This window comes from Rhodococcus sp. NPDC055024 (assembly GCF_053608585.1).
Map to the genome: position 1 here is coordinate 367201 of NZ_JBSGVT010000004.1, position 19974 is coordinate 387174.

General features: G+C 62.7%; 20 protein-coding genes. 13 read left to right on the plus strand and 7 right to left on the minus strand.

The features are described from left to right. Positions 1-76: 76 nt before the first annotated feature. Both ACWF6P_RS12590 and ACWF6P_RS12595 read left to right on the plus strand, forming a co-directional pair. Positions 77-1255 (plus strand): NAD(P)/FAD-dependent oxidoreductase, encoded by a 1179-nt coding sequence (locus ACWF6P_RS12590; RefSeq protein ID WP_452621196.1) that lies wholly within the window; start codon positions 77-79, stop codon positions 1253-1255. A gap of 42 nt (positions 1256-1297) precedes the next feature. Then, positions 1298-2062, plus strand: coding sequence for a glutamate racemase (locus ACWF6P_RS12595; RefSeq protein WP_452621197.1), 765 nt, complete (start codon positions 1298-1300; stop codon positions 2060-2062). Between the two features lie 33 nt (positions 2063-2095). On the opposite strand, the gene ACWF6P_RS12600 is transcribed toward ACWF6P_RS12595, so the two are convergent. Next, positions 2096-2464, minus strand: a complete 369-nt coding sequence (locus tag ACWF6P_RS12600; RefSeq protein WP_452621198.1) for an SPW repeat protein — start codon at positions 2462-2464, stop codon at positions 2096-2098. A 359-nt stretch (positions 2465-2823) separates the two neighbouring features. Between ACWF6P_RS12600 and ACWF6P_RS12605 the strand changes: the two genes are divergently transcribed. Both ACWF6P_RS12605 and ACWF6P_RS12610 read left to right on the plus strand, forming a co-directional pair. Further along, entirely contained in the window at positions 2824-3561 is a 738-nt protein-coding gene (locus ACWF6P_RS12605) for a DNA alkylation repair protein (protein ID WP_452621199.1), read from the plus strand. Between the two features lie 38 nt (positions 3562-3599). Then, positions 3600-4916, plus strand: coding sequence for a glycosyltransferase 87 family protein (locus ACWF6P_RS12610; protein ID WP_452621200.1), 1317 nt, complete (start codon positions 3600-3602; stop codon positions 4914-4916). On the opposite strand, the gene ACWF6P_RS12615 is transcribed toward ACWF6P_RS12610, so the two are convergent. Then, positions 4888-5943 (minus strand): 2Fe-2S iron-sulfur cluster-binding protein, encoded by a 1056-nt coding sequence (locus ACWF6P_RS12615; RefSeq protein ID WP_378447219.1) that lies wholly within the window; start codon positions 5941-5943, stop codon positions 4888-4890. The genes ACWF6P_RS12610 and ACWF6P_RS12615 overlap by 29 nt on opposite strands. A 361-nt stretch (positions 5944-6304) precedes the next feature. On the opposite strand from ACWF6P_RS12615, the gene mdo reads away from it, so the two are divergent. From mdo to ACWF6P_RS12635, 4 genes are all read left to right on the plus strand, one after another. Then, positions 6305-7579: an NDMA-dependent methanol dehydrogenase gene (gene mdo / locus ACWF6P_RS12620; protein ID WP_452621201.1), complete on the plus strand. Its 1275-nt coding sequence runs from the start codon at positions 6305-6307 to the stop codon at positions 7577-7579. An 86-nt stretch (positions 7580-7665) separates the two neighbouring features. Then, positions 7666-8748 carry a MadB family AAA-type ATPase gene (locus tag ACWF6P_RS12625; RefSeq protein ID WP_452621202.1) on the plus strand — a complete coding sequence of 361 codons (1083 nt, stop codon included), beginning with the start codon at positions 7666-7668 and terminating at the stop codon, positions 8746-8748. Then, entirely contained in the window at positions 8745-10268 is a 1524-nt protein-coding gene (madC, locus tag ACWF6P_RS12630; RefSeq protein ID WP_452621203.1) for a MadC family VWA domain-containing protein, read from the plus strand. Before ACWF6P_RS12625 ends, madC begins: the two co-directional genes overlap by 4 nt. A 56-nt stretch (positions 10269-10324) precedes the next feature. Further along, positions 10325-10672: a hypothetical protein gene (locus ACWF6P_RS12635; protein WP_452621204.1), complete on the plus strand. Its 348-nt coding sequence runs from the start codon at positions 10325-10327 to the stop codon at positions 10670-10672. Here the strand turns inward: ACWF6P_RS12635 and ACWF6P_RS12640 are convergent. Both ACWF6P_RS12640 and ACWF6P_RS12645 read right to left on the minus strand, forming a co-directional pair. After that, on the minus strand, positions 10661-11080 hold the full coding sequence (locus ACWF6P_RS12640; protein ID WP_452621205.1) for an RNHCP domain-containing protein: 420 nt from the start codon (positions 11078-11080) through the stop codon (positions 10661-10663). The genes ACWF6P_RS12635 and ACWF6P_RS12640 overlap by 12 nt on opposite strands. Positions 11081-11095: 15 nt before the next feature. Beyond that, complete coding sequence (locus tag ACWF6P_RS12645; RefSeq protein ID WP_452621206.1) at positions 11096-11458, minus strand: RNHCP domain-containing protein; 363 nt, start codon at positions 11456-11458, stop codon at positions 11096-11098. A gap of 463 nt (positions 11459-11921) precedes the next feature. Between ACWF6P_RS12645 and ACWF6P_RS12650 the strand changes: the two genes are divergently transcribed. Genes ACWF6P_RS12650 through ACWF6P_RS12660 form a run of 3 tightly spaced genes read left to right on the plus strand, consistent with a single transcriptional unit; the run spans position 11922 to position 15269 of the window. After that, positions 11922-13127, plus strand: coding sequence for an iron-containing alcohol dehydrogenase (locus tag ACWF6P_RS12650; protein WP_452621207.1), 1206 nt, complete (start codon positions 11922-11924; stop codon positions 13125-13127). A gap of 58 nt (positions 13128-13185) precedes the next feature. Beyond that, positions 13186-14589, plus strand: a complete 1404-nt coding sequence (locus ACWF6P_RS12655; RefSeq protein WP_452621208.1) for a MadS family sensor histidine kinase — start codon at positions 13186-13188, stop codon at positions 14587-14589. Continuing rightward, on the plus strand, positions 14586-15269 hold the full coding sequence (locus ACWF6P_RS12660) for a MadR family response regulator transcription factor (protein WP_452621209.1): 684 nt from the start codon (positions 14586-14588) through the stop codon (positions 15267-15269). Before ACWF6P_RS12655 ends, ACWF6P_RS12660 begins: the two co-directional genes overlap by 4 nt. On the opposite strand, the gene ACWF6P_RS12665 is transcribed toward ACWF6P_RS12660, so the two are convergent. Then, entirely contained in the window at positions 15266-15805 is a 540-nt protein-coding gene (locus ACWF6P_RS12665) for an RNA polymerase subunit sigma (RefSeq protein ID WP_452621210.1), read from the minus strand. The genes ACWF6P_RS12660 and ACWF6P_RS12665 overlap by 4 nt on opposite strands. Positions 15806-15888: 83 nt before the next feature. Then, a complete protein-coding gene (locus ACWF6P_RS12670) occupies positions 15889-16383 on the minus strand; it encodes a GbsR/MarR family transcriptional regulator (protein ID WP_452621211.1) in 495 nt (164 codons plus the stop codon). Positions 16384-16451: 68 nt separating this feature from the next. Here ACWF6P_RS12670 and ACWF6P_RS12675 point away from each other — a divergent pair, with 68 nt between their 5' ends. Continuing rightward, positions 16452-17387: an ATP-binding cassette domain-containing protein gene (locus tag ACWF6P_RS12675; RefSeq protein WP_452621212.1), complete on the plus strand. Its 936-nt coding sequence runs from the start codon at positions 16452-16454 to the stop codon at positions 17385-17387. Beyond that, positions 17384-19054, plus strand: coding sequence for an ABC transporter permease (locus tag ACWF6P_RS12680; protein WP_452621213.1), 1671 nt, complete (start codon positions 17384-17386; stop codon positions 19052-19054). The genes ACWF6P_RS12675 and ACWF6P_RS12680 overlap by 4 nt, the downstream gene beginning before the upstream one ends. A gap of 11 nt (positions 19055-19065) precedes the next feature. On the opposite strand, the gene ACWF6P_RS12685 is transcribed toward ACWF6P_RS12680, so the two are convergent. Next, the gene (locus tag ACWF6P_RS12685; protein ID WP_452621214.1) at positions 19066-19854 is read right to left on the minus strand and encodes a thioesterase family protein; all 789 of its coding nucleotides are present in this window, start codon (positions 19852-19854) and stop codon (positions 19066-19068) included. Between the last annotated feature and the right edge of the window lie 120 nt (positions 19855-19974).

The following is a 19974-nucleotide window of genomic DNA, read 5'->3' on the forward strand; positions in this document are numbered from 1 at the left end:
GCAGAGTCGGAGGCAAATAGTGACGGCGTTCATAGTGGGCGCTGCAAGTGACGTGGGTCGGACAGGGTGGTACGTGGTGGCACGGATAGTGATCGTGGGTGCGGGTTTGTCGGGACTGCGGACCGTCGAGGAACTACGACGAGCGGGTTTCGACGGCGAGTTGACGCTCGCCGGTGGGGAAACGCATCTGCCTTACGACAGGCCTCCGTTGTCGAAGGAAGTGATCCGTGGTGACAAGGACGAGACAACGCTGCGCCCGGCCGAGTTCTACTTAGAGAACAAGGTGGACCTCAAGCTCGGTTCGCCGGCAACCTCGGTGGACACTGCTGCCAAGTCCGTGGCGTTCGCAGACGGATCCACCCTGGACTACGACGAGTTGATCATCGCGACCGGACTGACTCCGCGTCGGATCGCCGGCCTTCCGGAGCTGTCCGGAGTGCACGTTCTGCGCTCCATCGAGGAGGCGTTGGCCCTTCGCGCCGACTTGGCTCCCGGCAAGCGCGCGTTGATCGTCGGGGCCGGCTTCATCGGTTGTGAACTGGCCGCGAGCATGAAGTCTCACGGCGTCGACGTCGTCCTGCTCGAACCCCAACCGACACCGCTGGCATCGGTGCTGGGCCCTGTCGTCGGCGCTCTCGTCGAACGTCTACACCGGAACGAGGGCATCGACGTCCGCGTCGGCACCGGCTTGACCTCGCTGTCCGGTGAGGGAGCGGTTACGGCCGCGACCTTGAGCGACGGTTCGGAGATCCCGGTCGACGTGGTGGCGATCGGAGTCGGTTCGGTGCCTGTCACGGGCTGGCTCGACGGTTCGGGGATCGAACTCGACAACGGAGTGCTCTGCGACGGCGTCGGCCGCACCAGCACCGAACACGTCTGGGCGGTCGGCGACGTCGCGTCCTGGCAGATCGGTGATCGACGCAAGCGTGTCGAACACTGGACCAACGCGGGAGACCAGGCCAAGATCCTGGCAGGTGCGATCACCGGAACGGGTGATCCGGATGCGCCGGCGCAGGTTCCGTACTTCTGGAGCGATCAGTACGACGTCAAGATCCAGGCTCTGGGGACCGTCGCACCCACGGACACCGTTCACATCGTCAAGGACGACGGCCGCAAGTTCGTCGCCTACTACGAGCGTGACGGTGTGTTGGCCGCTGTCGTCGGCGGAGGTAGCGCGGGAGCCGTGATGAAGATGCGTGCAAAGATCGCGGCCGGCACGCCCATCTCGGACGTGTTGGAGTCCACACCAGCCTGAACGGATGAGGCAGGACCGGTTCCGAGACGATAGATTTGTGCGGTGATCGTTGCACTCATCGACTCGGGACTGGGCCTGCTCCCTACCTCTGCGTGGCTCAGACGCCTGCGCCCGGATCTCGATCTGGTGCTGTCCCTGGATCCGGACGGCGCCCCCTGGGGCCCCAAGCCGGAGCCGTGGGTCATCGACCGGGTCCTCGGTGCGGTGCGGCGGAGTCTCGATCGTGGAGCTCAGGTCATCGTCCTACCTTGCAATACCGCCAGCGTCACAGCGCTGCCGCACGTCCGCGAACTCGTCGGACCGCAAGTGCCCGTCATCGGAACCGTGCCCGCGATCAAGCCCGCTGCCGCCGCGTGCGATTCGGTGGCGATCTGGGCGACCGCCGCTACAACTGCCAGCCGGTACCAAGCCGATCTGATCGAGCAGTTCGGCAACGGCGCAAAGGTCGTCGGGGTGCCGTGCCACGGCCTGGCCGATTCGATAGATCTCGGTGAGCGCGCAGCCGCACTTGCTGCCATCGATTCCGCGGTTGCCCGAACACCGGACGACGTCAGCGGCGTGGTCCTCGGGTGCACCCACTACCCACTGCTCGCCGACGAAATCGCAGCGCGGTTGCCGGCCGGCGTCACACTCTTCGACAGCGCGGAAGCCGTTGCACGACAGACTTTGCGGCGGATCGACGGGCTCGGCGCCGCGGGCGTGGGATCGGGAACCGTCGAGGTATTTGTGAGCGGGAGGCCGGGCGCGCTACCGCCCAGCGCCGAAGCCTTCGACGCCGGGCGGTTGTTGGGCGCGATCAAAGCCTGATTCAGCAGCTCTGTCCCTGATTCAGCAGCTCTGTCAATGGGCAGCTACGCCGCCGTGACCCCCGTGATGCATCCGCGCACTCATCACCGGCATCGCACTCACCGCGACCACAACTGTCAAGGCCCCGACCACCCAGGCTGTCCACGACGCACCGCGCAGAGCGTCGTAGTTCATGACCCAGGGTGAAATGAACATCAAGACGCCGAAAACGCCCATCGCGTAATCCGCCATGGCCATGTCCGGACGTGCCATGTGCGCCAGACCCGACAGTGCAACCAGGACACCCAGGACGACGAGTGACCACATTGCCCGATCGGTGGTGTCGAGCCACATCGGCGAGAGAGCCGCAAAGACGCCGAGAACCACCGCGACGGCATCTTGCATTCGATTCCACGACTTCATGACGAGACCTCCAAAGACGAGAGTGTGTCCACCTGTAGTACACGCCCGCGGCAGATCGAGATCAACTCTCCGCCAATTGCATTCGCGTTGCAGTTAGAGGCGATGTGGAGGCTCGAATATCAAGATTTGTGACCATTCGTCCGGATTGCCACGAGCCCGCGCGGCGCGCTTGCCGCGATATGTCCCGAGAGTGCCATGAGGGTGAGGGTGGTGAATGCGATAGCGGCGGTGATCATGGGTGGTCCTTTCACTGACTGTCCTCGAGTGTCGTCTGCCGACCTGTGGCCGAGCAGGGCACACGGTGTGAGGACGCTGAGAATCGAAGAGTCAGCGCGGGCGACTCGTGAGAAGGTTCTGGGGTGACGCAATCGAGTGCCCAGGACGTGATCGAGCAGTTGGCCGATCTCGCGGATCCCGCCGATGCCGTCCACCTTCAGCGGTTCTTCAAGACGGGGCCGGGGGAGTACGGCGAGGGTGACGTCTTCATCGGAGTGCGAGTGCCGAAGACGCGTTCGGTGGTGAAGAAGCATGTGGGCCTCGCGTTGCCTGAAATACGCCTCCTTCTCGACAGCGACGTTCACGAGCACCGGTTGGCCGGGCTGCTGATCCTGGTCGCTCAGTTCGAAAAAGTCAGTCGCCCAAAATTTTTCGACGACGAGAGTAGTGCCCGCATCGCCGACTTCTATCTCACCGCTGTCGAGGACGGGCGGGTGAACAATTGGGATCTCGTGGATTCGTCGGCCGGACAGGTTCTCGGCGGCTGGCTGTACGACCGAGATCGCCGGCTGATCTTCGAGCTTTCCGATTCGGGTGACCTGTGGCGACGGCGGGTTGCGCTGTTGACGACGTACGGCTTCATCACGCGCGGCGACGCGTCGACCACGCTCGAACTTGCCGCACAGGTGCTGGGTGATCGACGGGACCTCACTCAGAAAGCCATGGGGTGGATGCTGCGGGAGGTCGGCAAACGGGTGGATCGGGATCTGTTGACCGGGTTCCTCGAGGAGAATGCCGCAAACATGGGACGCACGGCGCTGAGCTACGCGTGTGAGCACTTGACCGCAGACGAGCGAGCGCACTTCCGAGCGGCCCGCTAGACGACTACCGCTCGGTAGGTTGTGGGACGATTCTCGGTATGCCCGCCACCCGTGTCGAGGCGTCTCGAATTGTGACGATCGGTTCACTGATCGCTGCCGGCGTCGCAGCTCTGTGTTATCTCGTGTACTCCGTTCGAGCCGTCGAACCCGTTGATTTTCTCGTCTACCGCTACGCCGCCCAGGCATTTGCCGCAGGCTCGAACATCTACGAGAGCAATCTTGTCGGCCCGTTGATCGTCGACGAGGGCATGCCGTTCACCTACACCCCGTTCGCGGTGATCTTCCTCTGGCCGACTGTTCTCTTCGACTGGTGGACTGCCTATCTGCTGTGGTCGGGGTTGTGCATCGCGGCCGTCGTGTGGACGGTCGCAAGGTTCACTCCCGCGCGCGTCCCGAAGCGGCCCCTGGTCATGGCGGCATTGGTCCTGGCCGTGTCGGTGACGCCCATCGTCAGTGCACACATCTCCTTCGGGCAGGTGAACCTGGTGCTGATGGTGCTCGTCCTGTTCGACGTGACCCGCCGGGAGGATTCGAGATTCGGCCGATGGATTCCACGAGGACTTCTGATCGGCGTCGCGGCCGCGATCAAGCTGACGCCCGCTCTGTTCGTCGTCTACTTCGTCGTGACGAAGCAGTGGCGGCTCGCGATCTGGAGTTCGATCGGATTTGCCGCGTCAACGGCCGTCGCAGTACTGGTCGACCCGGCCGTCAGCTGGACCTTCTGGTCGGACGTCGTCTGGAATCTCAGTGATCGGGTGGACTTGAGCGGGCAGGCGATCGCGAGTGCCGGCAACAGTTCGCTGCAGGGTGGACTTGCGGCCCTGGGCACCTGGACGGCGGCGCTGACGATGCCGTTGACCGTGCTGTGCGCGGCGGCAGCGCTCTGGGTCGCCCGAGATGTCTATCGCGTCGGGCGTGCGTTTGATGCGGCGTTGGTGATCGGATTGAGTGCGCCGATCCTGTCGCCGATCAGCTGGATACACCACTGGGTGTATCTCGTGCCCGCTGCAGTCACGGTTCTCTTTCGGCTTCGATCGCCCCTGCAGTTCGGTGCCGCAGCACTGGGGTTGGCGCTCGTCTACTGCGGGCCGAGTATGGGGCAGCAGTTCATCGAGACGTCGCCGCTCCTGCTGCCGTTGGGGTTGGTCCTTCGTGAGGGTTTCCTGATCGTGACCGTGGTACTGATTCTTGCGCTGTGGCGGTTGCCTACAACGGCGCCGGAGTGGGTTTCGGAGTGTGGATCGGGCGGCTCAGGAGATGACTCGGAACATGACAATTCCCCCGATTCCGCAGGGAATCAGGGGCCGTCATGCGTGGAAGCAGGGCTTAGAACTCGATCTTCAGGTGATCGGTGATCGGCTTTGCCTGGCAACCGAGGATGTAACCGTTCGCCACGTCCTCGGCGTCGAGGATTTCGGAATTGTCCATCTGAACTTCGCCTTCGGTGACGGTGCAGGCACACGAGCCGCACTCACCTTCCTGGCAGGAATACGGTACGTCGAGGCCCTTGGCGAGCATGATGTCGACGAGCGTCTGCTTGCGCGGCCAGACGAGGGTGTGGGTTTCACCGTCCAGTTCGACCTCGACAGTCGCGGCGTCGGCTGCTTCCTCGTCGGAGACCTCGGCTACCTCGACGTCGCGGAACGGGTCGCCGGCGAGTGAATTGAAGACCTCGGCGTGAACCTGCGTGCGGGGCATGCCGGCCTCTGCCAGTGCCTTGTGGACGGCGTCCATGAAGGGGCCGGGGCCGCACATGAAGGCTTCGTACGAGACAAATGGCTTGGCCAGCGTCGCCAACTGTGAGACGGCGGGGAGTCCCTGCACGGTCTCGATCCAGTGGACCACGGTGAGGCGGCCGGGGTGTTGCGCTGCCAACTCGCGAAGTTCGGCGCCGAAGATGACGGACTTCTCATCGCGGTTGGCGTAGATCAGCACGACATTGCCGCTGCCCTGTGTGAGGGCGGACTTGAGGATCGAGATCACCGGAGTGATCCCGCTGCCCGCGCCGAAGAGCAGGAAGTCGTGATCGAGCGACTTGGGAGTGAAGACACCTGACGGCGGCAGCACTTCGATGGTGTCGCCGACCTGGAGCTTGTCGCACAGCCAGTTGGAGCCGTAGCCGTCGACGGTTCGCTTGACGGTCACCTTGGGGGCGTCGTCGGTGAAGGGCGAACTGGCCAGGGAGTAGCAGCGCGCGACCGAGCCGGTCTGATCGCTCGGGATGCGCAGGGTCAGGAATTGACCGGGCTTGTAGTCGAACTTGTCCTTCAGTTCTGCGGGAATTTCGAACACCAGCGACCGGGCGTCGGAAGTCTCTTCGATGACTCCGGACACGGTGAGTACCGCCGATCGCGAGCTGTGCGGTACCTCGACTGTCGTCATCGCGAAGCTAGTCCTCTCGTGAAGCTGGGTAAAGCGCAGGTCAGTGAAGTGCAACATCTAGAACGTGTTCTAGTTCAATGTTAGCAGTGATGAAAAGCTACTGGGGATCGTAGTCGCCGAGCAACACGTTCCCGATCAGCGGGAACCACCTCGGTCTGATCGGGCCGTCCTGGCAGTCCGGGGTGGGGCCGACCTGCCCGAACGGGCGGTTCGCGGGCGGCGTCCGGGCGGTTGAGCTGCCGAAGCCTGTGCACGGGCTGTTTGTCGGTACACAGTGGAAACCAGGTGAGACGTCGGTCACAAAGAATCGGCTCGAATCCCTCCCGCAGTCACATTCGTGCACATCCCCGAGGAGATACCGATGGCTATCGAGCTCAACCAGATATGGGACTTTCCCATCAAGGAGTTCCACCCCTTCCCGCGCGCCCTGATGGGTGTGGGCGCTCACGACATCATCGGGGTGGAGGCCAAGAACCTCGGCTTCAAGCGCACCCTTCTGATGACAACCGGTCTGCGCGGTTCGGGCATCATCGAGGAACTGGTCGGCAAGATCGAGTACCAGGGTGTCGAGGTCGTGCTCTACGACAAGGTCGAGTCGAATCCCAAGGACTACAACGTCATGGAGGCCGCGGCTCTCTACCAGAAGGAGAAGTGCGACTCGATCATCTCGATCGGTGGTGGTTCGAGCCACGACGCCGCCAAGGGTGCTCGCGTCGTGATCGCACACGACGGTCGCAACATCAACGAGTTCGAGGGCTTCGCCAAGTCCACCAACAAGGAGAACCCGCCGCACATCGCCGTATCCACCACGGCCGGAACGGGTTCCGAGACGTCGTGGGCATACGTCATCACCGACACGTCGGACATGAACAACCCGCACAAGTGGGTCGGCTTCGACGAGGCGACCATCGTGACGTTGGCGATCGACGACCCGCTGCTCTACTACACCTGCCCTCAGCACTTCACCGCGTACTGCGGCTTCGACGTACTCGCGCACGGCAGTGAGCCTTTCGTGTCTCGTCTCGATTTCGCCCCCTCGCTCGGTAATGCGATCTACTCGGTCGAGTTGGTCGCGAAGAACCTGCGCGAGGCTGTCTTCGAGCCGCGTAACCTCAAGGCCCGCGAGGGAATGATGAACGCGCAGTACATCGCCGGACAGGCCTTCAACTCCGGCGGACTCGGTATCGTTCACTCGATCTCGCACGCGGTCAGTGCCTTCTTCGACAGCCACCACGGTTTGAACAACGCCATCGCGTTGCCGCGTGTGTGGGAGTACAACCTGCCCTCACGGTACGAGCGCTACGCCCAGTTGGCCGGCGCACTCGGTGTCGACACTCGCAACCTCACCACGGTTCAGGCCGCAGATGCTGCCGTCGAGGCTGCCATCCGTCTGGCCAAGGACGTCGGTATCCCCGACAACTTCAGTCAGGTTCGCACCGATTCGTATGCGAAGAACCAGATGAACACCAAGAAGTACGAGGGTCGTGGTGATGTCATCAAGGGTGACGAGAAGACTGTGCGCGCCATCTCCGAGCACATTCAGGACGACTGGTGCACCCCGGGTAACCCCCGTGAGGTCACCGTGGAGTCGATGATCCCGGTTGTCGATCACGCGATCAACAAGTCGTACTTCTAGCAGGGCCTCCGGCCCCGTGCGCGCTTAAGGAGTCCAGAGACTCCTTAAGCGCGCACGGGGGCTGTGCCCCTATCGAAAGGTGTTCCATGTCCGGTCGCAGTTTCTCCAGCGGAATCGAAGTGAAAGATGCTCTGCGAGAGCAGGACTACATTGCCGATGACGAGTTCGCGGTAGTCGTTCATCTGGCGACGGCGCTGGGACGTCCGCTCCTGCTCGAAGGGCCGGCGGGTGTCGGCAAGACGGAACTGGCGAAGTCGCTGGCTGCGATCGGTGGACGCAAGCTGGTGCGTTTGCAGTGCTACGAAGGGCTGGACGACAATCGCGCCCTTTACGAATGGGACTACGCGAAGCAGCTCCTGCACGTGCAGATGCTCCGCGACCGGATCAGTGATCAGGTCTCCGAGTTCGACAGCGTCGCCGAAGCGTCGAAGTTTCTGGCCGATCAGGATTTCGGATTGTACTCCGAGAACTTCTTGTCCGTGCGGCCGCTGCTCGAAGCGATCCTCTCACCCGAACCGGTGGTGCTACTGGTCGACGAGGTGGACCGCACCGAGGAATCGATGGAAGCGTTGCTGCTGGAGATCCTTGCCGAACAGCAGATCACCATCCCCGAGGTCGGCACGTTCGTGGCCCGATCGCAGCCTTGGGTCATCTTGACGTCCAACGACACTCGCGAGCTCTCGCCGGCTCTCAAGCGTCGTTGTCTGCATTACCATCTCGGCTATCCGACATCGGAGCGTGAACGCGAGATCGTCACGGCCCGAGCGCCGGAGGTCGATGCGGCTACGGCCACCGAGGTTGTCGAATTGGCTCGCATCCTGCGTGATCTCCCGCTGCGCAAGAGCCCGTCCATCTCTGAGGTCATCGACGCGGCCAGGGCGGCAACAGTGCTGGCGGCCAGCGGATTCGACACCGGTTCCGACGCCAAGGTGCGCGACATCTTGCTGACGGCGTTGCTCAAGTACTCGTCGGATGTGACGCTGGCCAAGGAGCGATTCGACGGAAAGCTTCTCGAATCACCGTCGCGTGAGGGTGATGAACCGATCGAGCGAGCAACTGTGGCAAGCAAACCCGCCAACACGACGACGGCCGTGTTCCGGGGAACCGGCGGACGCGACCCCCATCAACAGGGAATCCGCGGCGGTAGCGGAATCCGTTCGACGCGATGACGACGCTCGGTGGCCTCGCCGTGTGGCAGCCGTCGTTTGTTCTCGACGTGGTGTCCGCGAGTTTCGGCCGATTGCTGAGGGCGGCCGGAGTTTCCGCGTCACCGGCCGAGGTCATCGAGGTTCGGCGTGTTCTCGCGATGGTCGGCGCTTCGGATCGTGAGACGTTGCGAGCGTGTCTTCGGGCAGTGTGCGCCAAGTACTCTCACGAGCAGGCCGGTTTCGAACGGGCGTTCGACGCGCTGTTCCGGCCGGCCGCAGGCAAAGCGCACGCCGAGCGGATGGCTTCGCGAGCCGAGGTGGCGGACGGTCTGCCTACCGCGCTGGGGATCGACGAGGATCAAGAAGTAGGCCGATACGCCGAGTACAACGAGCGCGCGGCCGAGGTCGGCGACTATTTCGACACTCCGGAAGCGGAGAAGGGGTTCAACCCGCACAAGGACGACGACGATGTGTCGATGACATCCAGCGATGCGGAACTGTCGGTGGATACCGGTTCGGAGACCGGTCGACGGGGAGTCAGTTACACGGTCGACGTGGACCGTGCGGCCTCGGCGGTGGTCGGTGACCTCAGTACCAGTGTTGCTGCAGCAGTGGTCGGTTCGCTGTCGTGGGACGATCCGACGTCGATACTGGCCTGGTTGGACGCATACGACCCGAGCAAGGCGTATGCGGACGTCTCCGACGACGGGCCGCTGACGCAGGCGCAATTGAATCGGCTCGTGGAGGCGGTCGAAGCGTTTGTGCAAGCGCTCTCGGCCGCTGCGCTGGCCGAATCCGCTCCCGATGCGCCCGACAGCGAATCTGCCGCGGGCGCAACGCACAACGACATAGAACTCGCGTGTCACGAGGTGCTTCGGCGGATGAGAGGTCCGTCCAGGCCGCGCCCCCGTGAGCGCTCTCGTGGGCATCTCGACATGCGCCGCACGGTGCGTTCGAGCCTGCGCACCGACGGGATACCCTTCCATCTGGTCGTGAAAGCTCCTCGCCCCGATCGTGTTCGGCTGCTTCTGATCGCAGACGTGTCGCTGTCCGTGCGGCCCATCACTGCGTTTACTCTGCGGTTGGCTCAGGCAATGCATCGGCGAGCAGACCGTTGTGAAGTACTCGCATTCGTCGATCGTCCGGTGGACGTGACCGACACACTTCTCGCCAGTAGTGGTGACGGTGCACTGGCCGCGGTGCTCGCGCACCCGGGCCTGGATCTGGAAGCCAGCAGCGACTACGGGCGGGTGCTGACAGAATTGTTGGACGAGCACGGAAACACCTTGAACTCGCGGACTTCCGTCATCATCGTGGGTGACGGTCGATGCAACGGCTTGCCTCCGCAGGTGGACAAGCTGGAAGAGTTACGACGCAAGGTCCACCGTCTGGCTTGGATCACGCCGGAACCACAGCGTTACTGGAACCAGGCGTCGTGCGCGATGCCGGAGTATTCGGAGATCTGCGACGAGGTTGTTGTTGCCCGAGATGCCGCGCAACTGATGACCAAAGCAGCCGAACTGGGGCACGCACTTCGCTGATGTCACTGCAATTCACCGATGTCATTGCGCGATCCGTCGTGAACTAGTTTGGTCTCATGACCAAAATCAGGGGATCGATCTGGCGACCGATCGCGGCGCTGACAGTGCTCGGCTCCGTGTGTGGGCTGGTGGCGCTCGGCGTGTTTCAGTGGTGGTGGAACTCGTTGGCATCACCTCACATTCTCACCGGCGGATCCTATCGGGAGCCGTTTGCCGAGCCGACATACACTGGACCCGATTTCATGGACATCTTTCCGGCAGAACCTGCCCCGTGGTTGTATTCCGGATTGGTTCTCGGACCGACTGTGGTCGGCTTGCTCGGCGGGATCGTGTTCGTGGTGTTCGTCAGGTGTATTCGCACGCAGAACCGCGCGATTACACCTGACGAATCATCAGAGCGCTAGCAACGCCCGCGAGCCAAGGCGAGGGTCCGCCAACGGGCGTAGCGCCAAGCGCAGGAGGACCAGGGCGTTGTCGTCGCCGGTGATCCTGTTGACTTTCAACGTATTGCACTCGACGCACTGGTGAACGAGCATCCATTCACCGTCTTGCCGTACCGACAGGGACAGCGCCGCCATTGCGCCTCTGCACTGTTGTGCTCGGTCGCCGGGAATACGTCCATCGACGTGTCGGCTTGCCAGACAGTTCGGGCAGTGGTTCCGATGGGCGGTGCCCGGGGCCGCGGTGGGGATATCCAAACGGCATGTGAGACAACGGAAACTTGATCCTGGCTCGCCGCCGATTCCGTGCAGTACATGCTTGGTGCGTTGCGGTGCCCGCCGCGAGCGGGTGCTGGGATTCCTACGTGGCATCTGCGTTCCCACCCCTCACAAGTCGCCGAAGGCTTCGAGCGGGAAGGGCGGTTGCGCGAGTGGCCGCACTGCCATCCTCATCAACAACAACTGGTTGTCGTCTCGGCTGACGGGGTTGGAGGTGAGCTCGAAGCATTGTGCGCAGCGGTGGATGATCATCCAATCGCCACTACGCAGCACCGCGATGGAAATGGGGGCCATCCGCATTCCGCAGTCTGACGGCCCACCTTCCACCTGGTCGAACAGGTGTCGGGAATGCAGGCAACTGGGGCAATGGTTTCGGCGATCGCCGTCGGGGCCGTGCGTCATGACGGTGAGCCCGCACTGAACGCAGGAGAAGGTGTCGGTTTTCGAGTTGGAATTGTGTGATCGAGGCACTGGAGAACTCCTAGCTGAGTGAACAAAGCAGGTAGGAGCAGGCCGAGGGGACCTCGCGCTGTCAGTCCGTCGTTTGGAATCAGGCTTCGGGGGTCAGCAGGTGATCTCGAGGATTGCGGACAGAGCAGGGGCGAGAGGCGCGCTCGGCGCGGGCTGGGTCATAAACACCTTCTGGATCAGTACTACCGGCCGCTCTGGCCGAACCCGAAAGTACAACGGGAACTGATCGCCGCGCCAACTATTTTCCGGAGACGCCGTACCTGCCCGAATGGGTAGGTAAGTGCCTCTCCTTCGGTGGGTGTGCCCCGACCGCCGTCCGCGTAGGCTCGGGGCCAGCGATTGTAAGGTGGATCACACCAATTGGTGCACATGATGGCTGGTGCACGTGAGAGCTGATGCACTGGGAGCGACGGATGCGGAATCCCGAGCGGAGATCTCAGCGCAGCGAGAGGAGAGTGGGGTCGTGTCCGTGGCTTATCCGGATGCTGTGAACCACGGTGTTCATCGCCGCGGCACTGCTGCTCGACTGGTCAAATTTCACGCCCCCGAGATCGTCTTCGGTATCGGTTCCCTGGTCGAGGCAGCACACGCGACTCTGAGGTTCGGCGGGTTCCGACCGTTCCTGGTGACCGATCCCGGTCTGATCGACGCGGGATGGGTCAGCGAACTGGAAGGCCATCTTGCCGAGCAGGGGTTGACCGCGACGGTGTGGTCAGGGCTGACGCCCAACCCCAAGGACTTCGAGATCGCGGCCGGATTCGAGGTGTACCAGGAAGGCGAGTGCGACGTCATCATCGCGCTCGGCGGCGGTTCCGTCATCGACGCGGCAAAAGGGGTCGCCGTCCTCGCTGCCAACGGCGGCAACATACTCGATTACGAGGGTGTAGATCAGGCGACAAAACCGATCCCGCCGTTGGTGATGGTTCCCACCACGTCCGGCACCGGCGCGGACGTGTCGCAGTTCTGCATCGTCACGGACACGACCCGCGGCACCAAGATCACCATCATCGGCCGGGCTCTGGTCCCCGATGTGACGGTCATCGATCCGCGGTTGCTCACGACGATGCCCGAGTGGCTCAATGCTGCAACGGGATTGGATGCACTGACGCACGGTATCGAAGCCTTCGTCTCGCTGGCGCACAATCCGTTGACCGATCATCACGCGCTCCGCGCTGTCGGGTTGGTGACCGAGAATCTGGTGCACACGATCCAGGACCCGATGGAGATGGAAGCGCGGTCGGTGATGGCGCAGGCGAGCCTCGAGGCCGGGTTGGCGTTCACCAACGCGATACTCGGCGCCGCGCACGCGATGAGCCATCAGGTGGGCGGCATGCTCGACCTGCCGCACGGCGTCATCAACGGAATTCTGTTGCCCCACGTCATCCGCTTCAATTCCACGACGGACGCTGACCCCTTTGTTGCCATCGCTGCGGCACTGAGTCTTCCCGAGCAACACGGCACCCCGGAGGAAGCAGCGCTGGCGGTGGCCGATCGGGTCGAACGGCTCGCGCGTGAGGTCGGCGTGCCGAAGGGGCTGGGGGAGTTGGGTGTTCGCGAGGAAGACCTGAGTAGGCTCGCCAGCTTCGCGTTGCTCGACGCCTGCATGTCCACCAATCCCCGGGAAGCGACGCAGGAGCAGATGGTGGCGTTGTTCAGAGGTGCCTTGTGAAGATGGACGCTGTGAAGATGGGCGCTGTGAAGAGGGACGCTGTGAAGTGGTGGAGGCGATGACCGCGGACCTGTCCAGGCTCACCGGATTGCGGTCGGGCAAGAGTTCGTTCTACCCGCAGTATCGCGGTGCGGCCGAGCGACTCGAACGCGTCGTACATGCGTTGGAGTTGATCTCGCGGGCTTTGGTGCGCACCGTCGAGGGCCCGGAAACCCTGGTCTGCGCGGTCGCGGAAGCTGCCCGCGCTCACCTGAGTGCCAACTGGATAGTCTTCGCCTTGGCCGACGGGACTTTGCCCGACGCCGGGCCTCGGCGATTGGTCCTCGGTCCGGATGCGACGCCGTTCCTGGTCGACAATGTGGAGGGCCCACCGCTTCCGGAGGATGTCGTCGAATGCCTCGACGACATCCGTTACGGCAGAATCGAATCCAACTCGGTGATCGACGCGCACTACGCGTTTGTGCCGATCGTGCTCGGCGGTGGTGTGGTCGGCGCCTTTGCTGCCTGGACGCCGGCCAACCGGACGCTCGATACGACGGACGGTGCCGTGCTCAGTATTCTGGCCAGCCAGACTGCTGTGGCCCTGCAGAATTCGGCGCTCTATCAGCGCGGACAGTTACTGCTCGAGCGTGCCGAAGATGCGTATGCGGAGGCCAATCGCACGGCGGCCGATCTTGCGGTGCGCAACAGCGAATTGGAGTCCACTCAGCGTCAGTTGGGAGTGGCGCACCGGCATCAGGTGGTCGACGACGAACGTCACCGGATCGCCCGCGAACTTCACGACAGTGTGACGCAAGCGGTGTTGTCCGCCGGCATGCAGATCGAGGTGTGCCGCAGCGACATCCCGGAGGCGGAGCGCAGTGAAAGACTGGACTTGGCAAAGGATTTGACCAGGCGGGCAGTCGAGCAGCTTCGTTCGGCGATTTACGCTCTCAATCATTCCTCGGACGCGGACAGGACGTCGCTGCCAGAGATGCTCGAGCAGCTCGGCGTGGTTCACATGCCCGACGAGTTGGCGGTCAGCGTTCGCGTCGGCGGTACCCCGACAGAACTTCCGGGCGATGCGGAACACGCCCTTCTACGGATCGCCGGGGAAGCCCTGTTCAACGCAGCGGTCCATGCTCACGCGAATCGGGCGGTACTCCGTCTGACCTATCGGGCGGACTCCGTGTTGCTGTCCGTTTCCGACGACGGTGACGGTGACCCCGCCAGGATGCGGCTGATTCTCAAACTCGCAGCCACCAACGATCTCGACGGCCGCCACCGCGGTCTTGCGAACATGCAGGCGCGAACCTTGGAGTTGGGTGGTGCGCTGGAAGTGCGACGGGCTCGGATCGGTGGGATTCAGATTCTCGTGCGACTACCACTGCCGCTCGCCTCGGGCATTGAACACTCGGGCATTGAAAACTCGGGCATGGAAAACCTTTGCTCTACAACTGAAATCGAGAGCGAGGAATCATGACCACTGCCCGCCCCGTCGTCACCCGTGGAGCGTCGCCGGTTCACAGTTCGGTTCACATAGTCCTGGTCGACGACCACGCGATACTTCGGCAAGGGCTCCGCTCGGTGCTCGAGCGCGAAAGCGACCTCGAGATCGTGGGGGAGGCGTCGTCCCTCGCCGAGGCGCTTGCCGTCGTAGACAAGGTCGGGCCGGACATCGTCCTGATGGATCTCAAACTCTCCGCAAGCTCCGACTACGAGGGGCTGACCCTCTGTGGCCAATTGTCGTCAGCGCATCCTGGGCTCGGACTGTTGGTTCTCACCACCTTTCTCGATGATCAACTGGTGGTGCGAGCGGTGCACGCAGGTGCTCGCGGCTATGTGGTCAAAGACGTCGACACCACCGAGTTGGTGCGGGCGATCAGAGCGGTCTCGCGAGGCGAGAGTGCGTTCGATTCTCGCAGCGCATCGGCTGTCGTCCGTTCGCTCAACGGACAGTCGGCAACCAAGGAACGATTGACCGATCGCGAGCTAGAGGTACTGCGGCTTCTCGCAAACGGCTTGTCCAACATCAAGATCGGTGAGCGATTGTATATCTCACCGACCACTGTCAAGTTTCACGTCAGCAACATCATGCGCAAACTCGAGGTGAGCCGACGAGCGGAAGCTGTCTACGCCGCGAGTAAGCAAGGTCTGATCTAGCTTCGGCCGGAGACCGTCCAGGCGCGTAGTGCCTGATGCTGGACGACGAGCACACTCGCTCGAGTCGTGCGGAGAGTTGACGCGGTCATGTCGGCAGTCAGACCGACTGCGATTCGAAGTACCAGAACCTCACGTTGGTCGTCGGTCAGGCGACGTGGGCGTTTGAATCGCCCGTCGATGTTGCGTGACTGAGGAATTGCCGCAATTCGTTGCGAGGCCAACTCGTACGCACATGTCTCGATCCGTGTGTCGGCCGAGATCGTGTCGGACATTCGTGTGACGACGTCCAGGGTGCATTGGTGGGCGAGATCGTCGGCGAACGCTGCGACAGACGTTCCGAGAAGTCTGGCGCGATAGTAGAGAACGACGCGAGGGTGCAGCCGGGCCAGGAGTTTCGAGAGTGCATGGTGATCGCCGGCGAATGCTTCGGCGGCGGTGCGATTCAACGAAATCGATTGTTCACAGGTTTCGGGTGAAGCGGTGTGTGCGAGGGGCGGAGTCGGTGAAGTGTTCGCGCCCCTGATCGACAGCTTCATCAACAACTCCTCGGGTACACCGCACTTCACCATGCTGGACCGAGAATTGAGGTACCCCGCCGAAATTGCGGGTAAACCTGAAGTTACCTGCCAGGTGTCCGGTCTTTTCGCCGGGAGCGCCAGTCCGCGAGCATGCGCGGCATTTCCGCGGCCATGAAGTCGAAGAAGTCGCGCAGATCGGCCATCCGATCACCGGCCATGGTTCCTTCGCCGAGGACCTTGATCCCCTCGTCTGCAACTGCCGAGACCTGATAGAGGGAGGACTGTTTCGTGACAAACGCGTCGGCCCACATCTCGACGCTGACGCAGTAGTGCTGACGTCTCGACCCGGGGACGGCCACACGCTCGATCAACCCGACTTGCTGGAGGTATCGGACGGCTCCGGAGATGGCAGCGGGGCTCACTCCCAACCGAGATCCGAGATCTCCAGGTGTGGACGAGGGTGTTTCGCTGGTCATCAACGCGGCCCAGACGCGGGCGGGCATCGGCGGAAAACCCATGTCGCTCAGCACGAGTGAGAGTCGCTCGACATAGTGTCGGCTCTCGTCCGGGACGACGGTATGGCTGGTGTCGGTCATCGGAACCTTTCGATCTTTCCTTCTTTTCTATCTTCACACATTTGTGAAATCGGCGTACGGTCAAATTCATGGGTGCGGCAATTTCAGTGAAAAGCCTCGTCAAGACCTTCGGTACCACCCGCGCGCTGGACGGCCTCGATCTCGACGTCTCGACGGGTGAAGTACACGGATTCCTGGGGCCGAACGGCTCCGGAAAGTCCACCACTATTCGTGTGCTTCTCGGCCTGCTCCGCTCCGACTCCGGGGACGCAACCGTCCTCGGCGGCGATCCGTGGCGAGACGCCGTGACTTTGCATCGACGGCTCGCGTACGTGCCTGGCGACGTGAATCTGTGGCCCAACCTCACCGGTGGGGAGGCGATCGACCTCTTGGCCGGTCTGCGCGGTGGTCTGGATCGAAAGCGGCGCAGCGAGTTGCTCGAGCGCTTTGAGCTGGACCCGACCAAGAAGGCGCGTACGTACTCGAAAGGTAACCGGCAGAAGGTTGCACTCGTGGCTGCCTTTTCGTCGGACGTCGACCTTTACGTCCTCGACGAACCGACATCAGGACTCGACCCGTTGATGGAAGCGGTATTTCAGGACTGCGTCGAGGAGGTGGCTCACGCCGGGAAGACGGTTCTGCTGTCGAGCCATATCCTGGCCGAGGTAGAGGCATTGTGCGATCGCGTGAGCATCATCCGCGACGGGCGGACGGTGGAAGAGGGAACACTCTCCGAACTCAGACATCTCACCCGCACATCCGTCTCGGCGGAGACGGTGCGCCCGATCGGTGGACTCGACGGACTCGGCGGTGTCCACGACGCGGTAATCGACGGTAACCACGTCACCTGCGAAGTCGACAGCGCACAACTCGGGCCACTCATGAAGTACTTGGTCGGCTTCGGGATCGTGGCGCTCACTTCCACTCCACCGACGCTCGAAGAACTCTTCTTGCGGCACTACGGTGACGAGCGGGCCAGGGAGACTTCGGTCCACCTGCGGGCCGAGACCGGAGTATTGCCATGACCGTTGTTGCCGAAGCCGCTCCACCGGTACCGGCGTCGGCAAGTCAGTTCACCGGCACGCGCCGACTGGTTCGGTTGGCTTTGCGACGGGACCGGATCCAGCTTTCCGTGTGGGTCGTCTCGATCGTGCTGTTCATGCTGCTCGTCGTCGCCAGTGTGACCGGGCTGTACACGACACCCGAGGAATTGCGAAACATCGCAGTCAGTTCCGCGGTATCGCCGGTGGCGCTGGCAACCAACGGAATCGTGTCCGGCGATTCGCAGGGCGCGATAGTCGCCAGTCAGTCGGTGCTCGTGTTCGCGTTGGTGGCGGCATTGATGAGTACCCTTGCGGTGGTTCGCCATACGCGACAAAATGAGGAGACCGGCCGTGCCGAGATGATCGGTGCGGCGGTGGTAGGTCGGCGAGCGCTCCTGACCTCCGCGTTGATTGTCACGGTCGGTGCGAATGTGGTTCTGGCACTGGGAATTGCACTGGGATCGATCGCCGTCGGCCTGCCGGTCGGCGGTTCGCTCGCACTGGGCGCGTCGATCGGCGGTACCGGAATCGCGTTTGCCGGAGTGGCGGCAGTGACGGCGCAGATCACCGACGGTGCTCGTACGGCCAACGGGTTGGCGGGCGCCGCGATCGGTGTTGCCTTCATGCTGCGCGCGATCGGTGACGTCAACAGTACGGTCGTCGACGACGGAACTCGCGTGGTGAGCGGTTGGTTGTCGTGGCTCTCACCGATCGGGTGGGCACAACAGATCAGACCTTTCGACGACGACGCCTGGTGGATCCTGTTGTTGCTGATCGGATTTGCGGCTGCGCACGTGGTGGTGGCGTTTGTTCTCATCGACCATCGCGATCAGGGAGCGGGACTCGTTCAGCCCCGACCCGGCCCGCCGGCCGCGGCATCGTGGCTACCGTCGGCTTGGGGTCTGGCGTGGCGCATGCAGCGAATGACGATGTTCTGGTGGATCTTTGCCGTTGTCATACTCGGATTCGCCTACGGCGCTGTGGGCAACGAGATCGACGCGATGGTGGGATCATCGCAGCAGACTGCGGAGATGTTCGAGAAACTCGGTGGCGGCGGTACGGATCTGGTGGATTCCTACTTGGCCACCGCACTCGGTCTCACGTCGATAGTCATCGCGGCATACTCGGTCCAGAGTCTTCTCCGGATGCGGGGTGAGGAAACGTCGGGACGGCTCGAACCGTTGCTGGCAACCTCGCTGTCGCGGCGGAAGTGGATGCTGTCCCACTTGGGGGTGGTTGTCGGCGGTGTGATTCTCGCGCACGTCTTGATGGGTGCGTTCACCGGATTCGCCTTCGGGCTCGTCACGGATGACATCGGCGGCAACACACTTCGGATGACCGGCGCGGCGTTGGCATATCTGCCTGCGGTGCTTGTCGTCGTGGGGTTGGTGTCGTTGGCTTTCGGACTGTTTCCGACGTATGCGTCGTCCCTCTCCTGGGGAATCTTGGCGGCATGCATCGTGCTCGGGCAACTCGGTACGCTGCTGAAACTTCCGCAGATAGTTTTGGATCTGTCACCCTTCACCCACGTACCGGGTGCCCCCGCCGAGCCTGTGACTGTTCTACCCCTGCTTGCGATGATCGTTGTGGCAGTTGTGCTTTCGATCGTGTCGCTTGCCGCATTCCGGCATCGCGACATTCAGATGTAGTAGAGCTGAACTCAACGCAGAATTCTGCGAAGCTGACGCGCCTTCGCAGCGAGACGTCCGGTCGAGTCGAATAGTTCGGAGTCGTCGACGCAGAGAGTGTCTGTCGCCCAGGCAGTCCCGTGGCGCAGGCGATACCACGGTGACAGTGATTGGGGTTCTGCCGTGATGTGCTCCGGCATGAAATGCGCGGTGAACTCGATGGTCGGAATGGCCACGGGCATCGTCAGTGTCGCGAACAGTCCAGGTGGAAGTGCATCGAGCAGGACCGCCGCACGCTCCTGCGCCGTGAAATCGAGATCTGTGAGCAGGCGGATCCAGACGTCGAATTCGGGGGAGTCGCCACCGGCGAACGGCCTCGCCGAATTGATCGGCCGAATGTCGAGGTGCTGGGCGAACGGCACAAAATCCACCGGGATCTCCAGTGGCGGCAGGGTAGACGGGTCGGCCGAACTCGGCTCGACTCCGGGGGCGGACAGCGTCGTGACTCCTGTGTCGCGGGCTAGTCGAACGAGAGCGGATCCTGCACCGGTCAGCGTGACGTGGCAACTGACGGTCCGCCCGCCCCGCATCTCGCCGACAGTCAATTCGGCCGGCCCCGGAGGGACGGGGCGGTCCAGGTGCGCCGTGACTGCCAGCGGTTCGGCTCCGGACGCGTCGGCGGCAACTCGCAGCATCCGTGCTACGGCAAGTCCGCCCTGAATGCCGTCGAAACTTCGCCAGCTGGAGTCGAATTCGGTGTGATGACGCGCTGCGTCGGTCGACGGCACGGCCGTCACCGATGCCTGACTAGTAATTGCCATAGTCAGCACACTAGATGCTGACTATGGCAATGGCAAGCTAGGGTCTATTCGGGAGTGCTGGACGACCCACCGAAGAGCATGTAGATGAGGATCTGAAGAATGCCGAGAGGATTGATCTCG

Excerpts from the sequence above, each read along its gene's own strand:
- ACWF6P_RS12600 (WP_452621198.1), bottom strand. The coding sequence starts at position 2,464 with ATGAAGTCGTGGAATCGAATGCAAGATGCCGTCGCGGTGGTTCTCGGC.
- ACWF6P_RS12610 (WP_452621200.1), top strand. The coding sequence starts at position 3,600 with ATGCCCGCCACCCGTGTCGAGGCGTCTCGAATTGTGACGATCGGTTCA.
- ACWF6P_RS12615 (WP_378447219.1), bottom strand. The coding sequence starts at position 5,943 with ATGACGACAGTCGAGGTACCGCACAGCTCGCGATCGGCGGTACTCACC.
- mdo (WP_452621201.1), top strand. The coding sequence starts at position 6,305 with ATGGCTATCGAGCTCAACCAGATATGGGACTTTCCCATCAAGGAGTTC.
- ACWF6P_RS12625 (WP_452621202.1), top strand. The coding sequence starts at position 7,666 with ATGTCCGGTCGCAGTTTCTCCAGCGGAATCGAAGTGAAAGATGCTCTG.
- madC (WP_452621203.1), top strand. The coding sequence starts at position 8,745 with ATGACGACGCTCGGTGGCCTCGCCGTGTGGCAGCCGTCGTTTGTTCTC.
- ACWF6P_RS12635 (WP_452621204.1), top strand. The coding sequence starts at position 10,325 with ATGACCAAAATCAGGGGATCGATCTGGCGACCGATCGCGGCGCTGACA.
- ACWF6P_RS12640 (WP_452621205.1), bottom strand. The coding sequence starts at position 11,080 with ATGCCACGTAGGAATCCCAGCACCCGCTCGCGGCGGGCACCGCAACGC.
- ACWF6P_RS12655 (WP_452621208.1), top strand. The coding sequence starts at position 13,186 with ATGACCGCGGACCTGTCCAGGCTCACCGGATTGCGGTCGGGCAAGAGT.
- ACWF6P_RS12660 (WP_452621209.1), top strand. The coding sequence starts at position 14,586 with ATGACCACTGCCCGCCCCGTCGTCACCCGTGGAGCGTCGCCGGTTCAC.
- ACWF6P_RS12665 (WP_452621210.1), bottom strand. The coding sequence starts at position 15,805 with ATGAAGCTGTCGATCAGGGGCGCGAACACTTCACCGACTCCGCCCCTC.
- ACWF6P_RS12670 (WP_452621211.1), bottom strand. The coding sequence starts at position 16,383 with ATGACCGACACCAGCCATACCGTCGTCCCGGACGAGAGCCGACACTAT.
- ACWF6P_RS12675 (WP_452621212.1), top strand. The coding sequence starts at position 16,452 with ATGGGTGCGGCAATTTCAGTGAAAAGCCTCGTCAAGACCTTCGGTACC.
- ACWF6P_RS12680 (WP_452621213.1), top strand. The coding sequence starts at position 17,384 with ATGACCGTTGTTGCCGAAGCCGCTCCACCGGTACCGGCGTCGGCAAGT.
- ACWF6P_RS12685 (WP_452621214.1), bottom strand. The coding sequence starts at position 19,854 with ATGGCAATTACTAGTCAGGCATCGGTGACGGCCGTGCCGTCGACCGAC.